This window comes from Mesomycoplasma ovipneumoniae (assembly GCF_035918255.1).
In the GTDB taxonomy this organism is placed as follows: Bacteria; Bacillota_I; Bacilli_A; order Mycoplasmatales; family Metamycoplasmataceae; genus Mesomycoplasma; species Mesomycoplasma ovipneumoniae_A.
This window is the reverse complement of record NZ_CP142136.1, coordinates 512,557-525,102: the sequence shown is the minus strand read 5'-3', so window position 1 is coordinate 525,102 and position 12,546 is coordinate 512,557. Positions and strand designations below refer to the sequence as shown.

6 protein-coding genes are annotated in these 12,546 nt (G+C 28.8%); 4 read left to right on the top strand and 2 right to left on the bottom strand.

Going from position 1 to position 12,546, the window contains the following annotated elements; all coding sequences use genetic code 4:
• Positions 1–286 precede the first annotated feature (286 nt).
• Positions 287–4,066 carry a P97 family adhesin gene (locus U3G01_RS01970; RefSeq protein WP_255031302.1) on the top strand — a complete coding sequence of 1,260 codons (3,780 nt, stop codon included), beginning with the start codon at positions 287–289 and terminating at the stop codon, positions 4,064–4,066.
• Between the two features lie 14 nt (positions 4,067–4,080).
• A complete protein-coding gene (locus U3G01_RS01965; RefSeq protein WP_255031301.1) occupies positions 4,081–7,023 on the top strand; it encodes a P110/LppT family adhesin N-terminal domain in 2,943 nt (980 codons plus the stop codon).
• Between the two features lie 561 nt (positions 7,024–7,584).
• Here the strand turns inward: U3G01_RS01965 and U3G01_RS01960 are convergent.
• Positions 7,585–7,719, bottom strand: a complete 135-nt coding sequence (locus tag U3G01_RS01960; RefSeq protein WP_282861175.1) for a hypothetical protein — start codon at positions 7,717–7,719, stop codon at positions 7,585–7,587.
• Between the two features lie 216 nt (positions 7,720–7,935).
• Here U3G01_RS01960 and U3G01_RS01955 point away from each other — a divergent pair, with 216 nt between their 5' ends.
• Both U3G01_RS01955 and U3G01_RS01950 read left to right on the top strand, forming a co-directional pair.
• Positions 7,936–8,628, top strand: coding sequence for an IS3 family transposase (locus U3G01_RS01955; RefSeq protein ID WP_326564865.1), 693 nt, complete (start codon positions 7,936–7,938; stop codon positions 8,626–8,628).
• Between the two features lie 71 nt (positions 8,629–8,699).
• The gene (locus U3G01_RS01950) at positions 8,700–9,113 is read left to right on the top strand and encodes an IS3 family transposase (RefSeq protein ID WP_326564864.1); all 414 of its coding nucleotides are present in this window, start codon (positions 8,700–8,702) and stop codon (positions 9,111–9,113) included.
• Between the two features lie 291 nt (positions 9,114–9,404).
• Here the strand turns inward: U3G01_RS01950 and U3G01_RS01945 are convergent, their stop codons facing one another.
• Positions 9,405–12,545, bottom strand: coding sequence for an HsdR family type I site-specific deoxyribonuclease (locus U3G01_RS01945; RefSeq protein ID WP_255031269.1), 3,141 nt, complete (start codon positions 12,543–12,545; stop codon positions 9,405–9,407).
• Position 12,546: the final 1 nt, after the last annotated feature.

Below are 12,546 nucleotides of genomic sequence, written 5' to 3'. Positions count from 1 at the left end.
TAGCGATGAATAAATGAACTTATTTTTTTGATAAGTAATATTTTATTTTCAAAATTTTTGCTTTAAATATTAATCAATTCCACTTGCAAAATCGCATAAAAAAATTGAATTGAGTGGTTTTTAAGACTTTATTTGGCTACATTGATTATTGGATGCTTTTTTATTTTAAAAAATTAGAAAATTTACGGCCAGCAAATTTTGTATCATGATTTGAATCCAAAAATTGGGCTTAATTTTTTAAATTAATAGGCAATTTAATTTTACTTTAGAGTATAATTATATAATTATGAGTAAACCTAAACAAAAATCACTATTTAATGTTTTGAGAAAAAATATTTTGTCAAAAACGGGAATAGTAGTTAGTCTTTTTGGAATTGGGGTTTTCACGGCTACCGCCGTTTTAACTACTCGGATTTCTTATTCGGGTAATCCGCGTGAAAATGTTCAAAATTTTGCCAAAAAAATTAACTTAGTCTCATTTAAATTAGGTGATTTATCTGCTAATGATGATTATTATAGTATAAAAAACATAATTTTTGATGAAAATGGAAACAAACAAAATGACCTTAATCTTAGTCGTCTTGTTGATGTTTTTCAAAAAATAAATGATCTAAACCAGAAAATTGATCTTACTGATGAAGTTGATCTTCATAAACCACACTTAAAATTTGTTGATATTACAGCAAATGATAATAGTCGAAGTTTTGAAATTAAATATCAAGTTAAACAAAAGTTGCCTGACCAAAGTTTTGTATACTCAGATATTTATTCTCAGGAAATTAGTTTTTTGCAAAAATCACAGTTTTTACGTTCAAATTTTAGCTCTAAATTACAAAAAATTATTAAACTTTTTCAGACTAAATTTTCTAGTCTAAAAGATAAAAACTCAACCAAACAATTCTCAACTGATTTGGAAAATACCCAAGCGAATTTAAAGGACAACATTTTTCTAAGTCGAGCTGAGGATATATCAAGTTTTTTCAATTTAGCTCGTACTTCAAAGGAGCTTGAAAATAAAATAAGTAAATTATTACCGCAAATCAAGCATATTTTGTTTGATCTATATAATAGTGAGGAAAATTTAATTCCTGATTCTAATAATAAAATCTTTAATTTTTCGTTTGAAAAAAATCAGTTAACAAATGAATATGCCTTTGTTGATGGTAGTGGTTTTTTAAATTTATTTTTAAAAGCTGAATTTAGTTTAGAAGCTCAAAAACTACTTGATTTTCCTGAAGTTAAAAGTTGAATTGAACCAGTTAGAATTGTTGACAATGAAGGAAAATCATTATTTACAACTTCAAAATCTTTAATAGAAAGCATTGAGTTATCAAATATTTCATCGAAAAAATTAGTCAATATTAGTGTTCTAGATTTTCTAAATTTATTACAGACAAAATTCACCTTATCGAACTTTGACATAAAAAACGAAAAAATAAATAAAGAAATCGTTCAAATAATCAATCAAGTTTTAGAAAAACCTTTGAATATTGGATTAAAAAATTCATCAAATAAATTACCTAATGAGGGTGTTAATTTAGTTTTTGATCCTTTTAATGTTGAAATTTCTAAAAATGACAGTAAATTTGACTTAAAATTACCTTATAAAATTCAAATTTCTGAGAAATTTTATGGTAATGAATCATCGGAAATAGTTGAAGAAAAATTAGGCGTTCTTAACCTAGAAAACTTTAGCATTATTGATGAAAATAGTGACCAAAAAATTGACGATGGGCGCTATTTTCTTTTTTTAAATCCAAATTTTGATTTAAAAATGTTCAAAAAAGATGATGCTGCTAAGGATAAACAAGAGCTCCCTGAAGTTAAGGATAGCGAAAAAACCGAAGAATCAAAGCCAGAACAAGTTGCTGTACAAGAAGGTGTTTCCACTGAATCTACAACTGCTACAACACCTACAGCAAGTGACACAACTGAAACAACCACACCAACAGACACAACAGCCCAAACCGAATCTACTACCCAAGCTGAAGGTAATACTCAGACCAAAAAACAACCAAAATACAAATACTTTTTACTAGATTCTAATAATCCTTATAGTAAAAAAGAAATTGATCAACTAATTCAAGATAATGACTTTGAAAAATTAAGTCGTCATCTTCAAAGTCTAAGCGGTTATAATTATAATTTTTCAGATCACGAAAGTCTAATTAAAGCTTGAACTGGAACATTAATTTTCCCATTTGACTATGCAAATAGTTTTGTAAGGGATACTTCACTACAGGCGCAAAAAACCGGCACAATTTCATTAAATTCCACTCAGTTTTTACAAAATGCTAATGAAACTGGTGCTTTTTATTCATTTTTAGCAAAACAAAATCCTAGAATTGTAGTTCAAGCATTTGTTGATTTTTTAAAAACATCAGGTTTAATTTTTAATTTTGTTGACCTTGATAAAGATTATAATTTTGATTGAAATAAAATTTTTGAAAGCGCAAGACAAGTTAGACTTAATTCAAGCAATTTTAACAAATTTAGTTTTAACAATCAATATACCAACCTTGAAAGTTCAGGATTTTTATCAACATTATTTTTACCTAAAGATGTTAAAAGCAAAATTTTAACTTTAAAAGATGATGGAAAAATTCTTGAATCATTAACAAGTCTAAACCTTTTTGCCCTAAATAGTGACGAAATTGCAAAATTTGAAAAAATTGACGAAAATATCGCTAATTTTGAAACTTTAGCAGATGTAATTAGTGCCTTTTATTTCAAAGCAGGTCTTCTAAATAATTATCAAAATTGGTCAGAAATTGCCCTTCTAGATTCAGAAATTATTTTTGAACCAAACGATGAAATTTCACTAAGCGAACTCGAGGAAATTAAAAAACAAAACCCTTCTTCTGGCCAAAGTCAAGATGCTTCAAAAAATTATAAAGCAATTAACTATTATTACAAATTAGGAATAAAAGATGAATCTGGAAAAATTAGTGCTCCACTTTTTGAAAGTCCAAAAACCACACTAATACTCAAAACAATTGACGAAAAAACTGCAAAAATTAACGAAATTACTAAAAAACTCGACCAAATAATTGATGCAATTCCTGTTTCTTACCAAACAATTCACCTAAGTGAGGAAGATTTTAATAAATTAACTGGCGCAAATAGTGCGACAACAACCGGGACAGGTGGTGGTACAACGGTTCAAACAGCTTTGGTTTCTAGTCTTTCCTCACAAATTTTAGAACCAAAAGTACTTGTAAAACCGTTTAGTGATGCTGAGGGAACTCAAGAAACTCAGCAAACTGAGCAAGAAGTTCAAGCTGAAGAAGAAGTTCAACAAGCTCAAGGTGAACAAGCTGAGGTTGAACAACAAGTTCAAGAAGCGGAAACTGAGCAAGAAACTCAAGAAGCTGTTGAAGAACAACAAACTGAAGAAGCCGTGACAACAGAAAATGGTGGCGAAACTCAAACCCCTGTTGAGACTGAACAAGAACAAGACGAACTTACAAAAAAATTACCAAAATTTGGTGCAGAAATTAGCCAAATTCTTAACAAAAGTTTTACTAGTTTATTTACTTCAACAGAAAAAGATACTCCTAAATTAAAAATTAACATCGAAATTAAGGATGATATTTTAAAGAATCCAAATAAAAAACTTATCACAATTCAAGTTGGAATTCCAGAATCTTATCTAGAAAAACTTACCGCTGAACAAAAAACAGATCAAAAAGAAAAAAATGATGAAACAAGTTCAGATCAAACCCAAACCGATCAAGGACAAGAAAATAATGAAAGCACTTCAGATCAAGGCGAAACTGGACAACAACCAAATAGTGAATCAACCGAAGGTGAAGCTGTTGAAGCAAAACAAGTTTTAGCTTCAGAAACTCCAACCCCTGCCCCAGCCGCCGCACCGGCTCCTGCGGCGCCTCCAGCAACTCCAGCTTCCCCTACGCCAGCAGCCCCAGCGCCCGCCGAGATCCCTGAACAACAAAAACAAGAAAAATATCGTTATTCAAAAAGATTCAATATTACTGTAATTAAACAAGTTAGTCAAAGTCAAACTACAACTGAATCAACACCAGAAAATACAGAGCAAAGTTAAAATAAGGAATTAAAATGAATGCAAAAAAGCATATGAAAATAATTACAATTGGCTTAGGAACGACAATTTTTGCCTCAGCAGTTGTCGGAATTGCCCTTGGATTTAATAGTTATAATAAATCATATTTTCAAAAGGTTGTTGAAAAACCTAATGATTTCAAACTTGATTCCAATGCCGGAATTGATAAACAACAAGTTTTTGGACTATTAGATAAGGTCAAAATTCAAACTAATTTTAGTGATTTATCAGCAAAATCAGCACTTGAATTAGCGACAAATCCTTTATATAGATTGGATTTAGCGACAGTTTTTAACTTTGGTGAGCTAAAAAATAACGGTTTTGAAATTAGTTTTGACTTAAAAGATGTAAAAGTTGAAAACAGCGCAATTAATGATGTTTTAGTTTTTGTCAGCGATCCTAAAACTAATGCAACAATTAGTAAAAAAATTAATTTAACCGGATTTAGCACAAAATCTGACTCAAATCAGCTCGAAAATTTTGATATTGACACAAAAAGATCTTCGCTAATATTAAAATCCAGAAAATTAGTTAATCCAAGTGAACTAAAAGCAAAAATTCAAGACTCCTATTCAAAATTCTTGAAAAATTTAAGTCCTGCTCGCGCACTTGAGCGTGCTTTTATTGAAAATAATATCGGTCTTAACCTAATTAATGCCCAAAATTTGCCTACTTTTTTAAATTCAAAACAAATTATCAGTCCTGTTTTAAAAGACAAAAATCTTAGTTTTTCTTCACTTGATGATCAAAAAGCAACTTTAAGTCTAAATTTAGAAATTCAAAATTTAGACACTAAAACAAAAACAAATTTTGAACTTCCAATTCAAGGACTCACCAATTTGTCCCAAATTTTTAGCGATTTATCTGGTTTTATTAGCCAAAGTGGTCAAGATATTTTCAAACTAAAAGCTCAAGTTCAAGCTGATTTAATTAATAAAGATCAATCCTTAGCAGAAGTTTTATACCAAAAATCAAATACAGACTTTAATTTTAGTTCATTTTTTGAATCTAATTTCCTAAAATCCTTTAAATTCCGCGCAAATGATAATGATATTTGGGATCTAGAAATCATACCTTCTTTGAAAAAAGTTCAAGACTCCGAAAAAGATGAACTTTTAAAGAGCCAACAAGTTCGCTTTTTAGTTAATGTTAGCCCAACAAAAAATCAAAATTTAGCACTAAAAGTCCCAAATTTTGACTTAGAAATAGACTTTCAACCTGATTTAAGACCTCTGGAGCGACAAATTGCAAAAGCCCAAGGAAGTATTGCAAAGTCAACTAATTTTTCATTTCAAAAACCTGAAAATAGTCCAACAATAACAGCCAGTCAAATTAATTTATATGTTAGTGAAATTTTTGATATAATTAAAAATAATTCTGAAGCTGAAGACAATCAAATTATTGAAAAAGTTGCTGCTAATACTTTTTTTCTAGAAAATGGAAAAACAGGAACTCCTGAAGAAATCCAGCAATTTACCAAAGATTTGCAGGAGCACATCAAAAAAGACACCGAAGTCAAGCCCCAAAATTCTGAATCTCAAAACAGTCAACAACCTGATACCCAAAGCACACAAAAAACTTTTGGACTAGGGGTTTCAATTCTAAAAACTTTACTTTTAGCAAAAAGCAATGCCCAAAATGTTGAATTAAAACTAAATTCAACTCCCTTATCAAAAGCATTAGAGTTAAATTTTAGCCTTGTTGATAAAACAACCGGTCAAAACCTTGCTGATTCAAAAATAGTTATTTCTAATATTTTTAGTGAAAAAACTGCCTATGATATTGCGCGCGAATTTAATCCTTTAGTTTTTATTGATGGTAAAAATGATGTTGTTCTTCAAGAAGATGGTGAGTCAATTCTTAGTGATTTTGGTCGTCCCGAACTTAAATTTAAAGGGAAAATAACTAAAGAAAATGACGGATATTCAATTACTAGAACAATAAAATTCCAACCAACTCAATCTAGTGCGACTCCGGATTCGGGATCAGCAGGATCTTCAGGTGCTCAAGGACCTTCAGGTTCAACAGGTTCACAAACAACACCACAAAATCCAACTAATATTGACAAAGGTTCATTCTTTTTGGCTTTTAAAATTAGTGGAATTAACGATTTTAACAAACATTACCTAGTTTCTTCAAAAGAAGGCAAAGGAATTTTTGTCCAAAGAGTAAAAAACACTCAGGCAAGAGGATCTTTTTTAAGACCAAGCACTACTGGATCTGATAGCGCAACAACCCCTCCAACTGTTTCTGAAGCTCAAGAAATTAAAAATGCCAACCCACAATTTGCATATATTTTAGGAACTGATTTTGACTTTAAATTTAATTTTGACACTGAAAATCAACAAGGCAAACCCGTTACAAATCAACAAGCTCTAATTTTGCCACCTGAAGTTTTAAAAGAAATTAAACCTGATCAGTTTGCCGAACTAACAAGACAAGGCAATGACGAGACAACAATTACTTTGCAAAATCGAACACTTGTTTATAAAAAATTTAACCAAAAAAACAACTTTGAATCAGACACCCAGTTTATTCAAGATGGATCAACAATTGTTGTTGAAATTTCCATAAACAAAGAAGCCGATGGATCTGGAACTTTAGAGGTAAATGGATTTTCATCTTCAAGCCAAAGACCTAAATTTGATAAGGTTTATTCAAAAACTATATTTAACAAAGATGAACAAGGACAACCTTCACAACACAAATTTAATACCTACAATCTTGATTATTTCCAAATTGGGCCTAATCCTGAAGTGATTGAAACTCAACCTAGCGATTCAGATCTTCCAAAACCAGTTTTCCCAGATTCAAAAGCAAAAGTTTTAATTAAGGCTTTTGCAGTTGTAAAAAATTCTGATTTTGGCGATGATGAAAATGCTGCCAAAATTGCTCGTGAAAAAACATTAGAATCTTTTGTAGATGCTTATTTAAACTAGTAAATTTAAATAATTTTGAAAAAATCCTAATTATAATTAATTAAATAAATAAATAACCCCTTTGAATTTTAACCAAAGGGGGATTTTATTATTGTAAATTTAACCCTTTGAAAAAAAAAAAAAAAAATGCTTGGTCTAGGAAAAAATTCTGTTATAATAGAGTTACTAAGAATAAATTAATAAATTTTGATATTGAATTAAGGGGGGGAATTAGTTATGTTTTTGTCATAAAAAAATCGAAAATGCGAATTTTCCATTATATTTTTAAATATGATGGACTGCCTTAAATTTAACCGTTTAGAAATCTATAAATTTATGGCTTTTAATTATTGTTCTTTCAAAACTTCATATTTTTTTTAGGCTCAATTTAAATAAAAACGAGTTTTCTATTTGCATTGAGTTTAAATAGTAGTTGTATTTTTTATGATTTTTGTTATTTTATCCTTGAATTGATTTTCCTGAGTTTCCCAGTTTGATAAGGTAATTTCAAAAAAGCATCCGGTTTTAGGCAATTTTTTAAGTTTTTTGGTAAAAGTTAATTACAATTTTATTAGTAATTTATTAAGATATCAAAGTATTGATTGTTTCCAAATAACTTGTTTCAAATTTCATGTTTGAAATTTCCTTAAAATATTTAGGTTTTTTGCCAAACAATTTGTTTACTTCAATAAAACCATCTTTATTTTGTTTTTTCATAATTTATAATTATACCATAAAAATTAATTTAAAAATGTAATTAAACGGAATTAATAAAAAATAAGGTTTTACGATAAAAAAATACTGATTTATAAACCAGGACAAAAAAAATTAACACTAAAGGTGTTGGCTTTTTTGTTCGAGTTTAAGGAGAAAGCTAACACCCAAAGTGTTAGCTTTTTTAAATTTTCAAATGCGACAAAAAGGAGAATACTAATGTCAAGACACTTTAAAAAAGATGAGTTTGATATGATTTATAAAATTTACAATGAATTTGGATTGAAACAAACAATAAATTATATAAATGATATTTCGCCAGATACAAATTTTATAACCAGAACACAACTACTTCGAAGAATCAAAAAAATTATTCGGTATTATAATAATGGTATGCAAGATCAATTATTAGATAAAAAAGGTGCGAACAGAAAGCCAGGAAGTGGCAAACGTAAAAAACCAATTGAACCTGATTGAAACGAATTTACAAAAGAAGAATTAATAGAAATAGCTAAGAGATATTACGAAATCAATAAAGATAAATTAAAATCAGGAAAAATTAGTGAAGCCAAAACGCTAAATATTCCCTACAGCAAATCAGCAAAAATTTTTAATGTATGCAGACAATCAGTGGCAAAATCTAAAACTAGAGTTATAAAAGTAAGGGAGCACAAAAATGATGCAATAATTAAACAATCCTTTCTTGATAACAAAGGTAGATATGGTCGCATAAGGTTGAGTGCTTATATTTCTATGAAATATAATATTGACATTAACGCTCGAAGTCTTGGAAGACATTTAAAAAGATTGAATTTAGTATGCAAAATTAGAAAAAAAAGAAGAAAGACGAAATTAAGAACACCAAATTCGCACTGCCGGATATTGTTAAACGCGACTACAATGATAAATTAAATAGAAATATTTTTGCTACTGATATTACATATATAAAAGCTCCCAGAGATGTTAAGGAAAGCCATGTATTTTTGTCTGTAATAATTGAGCATAAAACTAAAAAAATCAGAGATTTTAAATTATCTGTAAGCAATGATCTTAATTTAGTTATGGATAATATAAAGACATTTAGGTCTATTGATAAAAATTTTGTTATTCATTCAGACCATGGATTTCAATACACTTCAAAAACCTATATTGACAAAATAAATAAAATGGGAGGAACTGTTTCATTGTCTCGCATAGGAAATTCTTTGGATAATAGGGAGGCTGAATACTGATTTTCAATTATAAAAAGTGAATGCTTAAACGAGTTAAACTACAGTAAAATAACTTTTGAAGATCTCAAAAAAATAATTGCAGATTATATATATTGATACAACAACTATAGAATTCAATCGATTTTAAATTGAAAAACACCACAGCAATATGTTATGATGTTATAATAATATTAAACTGTTAATTTTTTTTGTCCTAGTTTATTACCGTTATTTTTTCATATTTGTATTCACTAAAAAGTGAATTTTTGCCTTCAAACTGGGAAACTCAGGTTTGCATTGAGTTTAAATAGTAGTTGTATTTTTTATGATTTTTGTTATTTTATCCTTGAATTGATTTTTGCCAGTGTTTTTAAGTTAAAAAAGTAGTTTAAATATTTTATAATTTTGCTTTTTTAGTTAAAAAAGTGGCCAAAATAGTTTTTGTTAAGCTAATAGGACAATAAATTTAAGTGTTTTTTATTGTTTAAGTTTATCTCTTTGGGCTTCGATAAATTCCAAAACTAGGTCATAATGATAGAATTTTTTGATTTTATTTTTGTTTTCATCAGTATTAGCTCATTTTTTTATTTTGATAATATTTTCTTTAACATTTTCATTTAGCCTGCCTTCGACTAACCTCTCGATTCGGTCGTTGAAATCAACAGCGTTATTATCATTAATATAATTTTTAAGTTTTTTACTATCAATATTCATTTGTTCAGCGAATTTATTTATTTCATTATCAGAATTTTCACTCCGTTTTTCATCAACGCAAATATTAATATCAATGCCTCGATTATCTTTATACATTTCAATAAAACAATCTCTAGCAAATGGCTGGTCAACTTTAAGAAATTTTGTAATTTCGCTTTGAACTTGCACTAAAAATTCCTCTAAAGTTACTTTTTTATTGGAGTCATAAAACAAACTTTGAATATATGAAGAATCGATTTTTTCTCTTAAAACACTTGGTTGAAGATTGTCTAATTCATTAAAAACTTCATCATATTCTTTGTTTGGATTAGTGTTGCTATATTCAATTCGAACATCCTCAATTCTCACGTTTAACTTTTTTCACTGCTCTTCATTTAATCAGATTTTCTCATTTTCTTTATTTTTTTCCCAACTAAATCCGAGAATTTCGGCACAAATTAAACTTTTTTTGATTTTTATAAAACATTCTATAAACTTTTTAGCTTCATTTGGGTCGATAGATTCGCGTACATTCTCAAAATCCGGATAGCCTCATCCGCTAAAAAGTTCTTGTAAATTTCTAAAATTCTTGTTAATTTCGTCGTAAAATATTTCAATTTTCTTTGGATCTGCCATTTTTGGATCGGCATAAGCATAAGCTTTTAAAGCTTCAGTAAGCTTTTCATATAAAAAAATTGGCCTGTGATAAAAAACAATATTTCCAAAAGGTTTATTTTCATTGTTTTCAATGCGGTTTGTTCTTGAAATTGCCTGAATTAAATGTTCGTATTTAAGAAGTCGATCAAAATAAACCGTGTTTATGTATTTTGAGTCATAACCTGTTAAAAGTTGGTCAACAACAATTAACAAATCTAATTGACCTTCGAAACTGCCATTTTCTAACTTAGTTAAATTATCCCTCTTTAATCTGTCTTGAATATCTTTTTTAAACTTTTTATGGGTATTATAATCAAAAGACTGACGAAAATCTTTGTTGTATTGTTGTAAAATTTTTTCAATATCCTCTTTTTTGTCCAATCCTCTCGATTTATTTGACGAATCAACAGATGAATCAATTGAAGGATCAAAAAGCGCTGTGACTTTTAAATTTAGCTTTTGTTCATCAATTTGTTTCCTAAAAATTTCAAAATATTTAATAGCACTTTCGATTGATTCAACAGTTAGGATTGCTGAGTAAAAATATTTATTACTTCGATTAGGTCATAATCTCAAAATATCTTTGACAACCTCTTCTTTATATTGTTTTTCATGAGTTGTACCGTATCTCTCGAAAATTTTCTCTTCGAGATCAATAATTTGTTTATCATTTTTCCCAAATTTAGAATGATACTCAGTAATTCCGATTTTATTTTTAACGTTTTCTTGAACTAAATCTAGCGTTGTAGAAGTCAAGTGCTCCATAAAACTGTATTCTGAACTAAATGCTAGGACTTTTTTGTCTTCCATAGCATTTTCCATTGTGTATTTGTGCAATCTTGGACCAAAATTATCTTCGGTAGTTACCCCCAGATCATCAGAACCTACCCTATTTTTAGCGTTTATTTCAATTATTGGTGTACCTGTGAAGCCAAAAATAACTGAATTTGTCATGTTTTTGAGAATATTAGTAAACATATCGCCAAATGTTGTTCGGTGTGCTTCGTCAAAAATGAATATTTTTTTCTTTTTTGTAATTTTGTTTAACTTTTTACTGAAATTTTCATTTGTTATCCGTGATTGCTTATGAATTGAAGTTATAATTAATTTTTGTCTTATAGAATCAGTAGAAAGATGATCAATTAAATTTTCTGTTGATTCTGCTTCAATAACATCGATTTTTCCAGAAGAATTAAAGTTATTAAACGATTTTAATGTCTGTGTGACGAGTTCAATTCGATCAGCAACAAAAATTACAATATCACTAAGCTCTTTTTCCAAAATGAGAGTAGCCAATTTAAAACTAGTTAGCGTTTTTCCTGATCCTGTCGAGTGCCAAACATACCCGCCTTTTTGGCACTCATGCAAATTATTAGAAAAATTTAGGTCCTTTTTCAATCGCCTGCCAATTATTTCTTCAACCGCATGAACTTGATAACTTCTTAAAACCTTAAGATTTTTTTCCTTGTTATCCGCGATTATATAGTCGCCAATCATTTTATGAGCCATTGGAATACTGAAAAATTTGTCAATTAATTCTAAATAATCATTTATAGGACGATTATTTTTGTCAGTTCATTTTAAAAAATTTTTTTCATTAATATTTTCAATATAATTTGTATTTGGCAAGTACAACATTTCATTAGGTTTCATTGCGACAACAATTTGCACTAATTTGAAGATTCTATTATAAAGTCCACTTTTGGCATAATTTTTAATTTGGGTTATAGCGCTTTGAATTTTTTCAGATTGGTTTTTTAATTCGATATGAATTAAAGGCATCCCGTTAAATAAAAGCATTAAATCAGCACGCATTTCATCATTTTTTGTTGTCTTAAATGTTACTTGACGTGCAATTTGGTAAATGTTATTTCCTATGCCAATATCTTTTTTTGAAAATATTTTTAGTTGTACTTCTTTGCCAATTTTTTCCGGCTCTAGCGCTGGATTTGATCTTTTAATGAAAATATACTCGTTAGTTAGTAATATATTTGTTTCAACAAAGTTTGGGCAACTATGAATTTTTTCAATAACTTGTTCCATTTCTTCATCACTAAGACTAACATTATTAAGTACGTCTTTGTTGTTATGAAGCAAAATATCTTTCCAATTTTTTATTAAAACTTCTTCTGTGACATTTTCCAAAATGATACTATACCCATTTTTATGGCCAGATTCATCTCTAAAACCTTGCCATCCATTTTTTGGGCTTGTTAATCTATCAACTATTGCTTGTTCAAATTCTTGTTCACTTTTAAAATTTTTCATA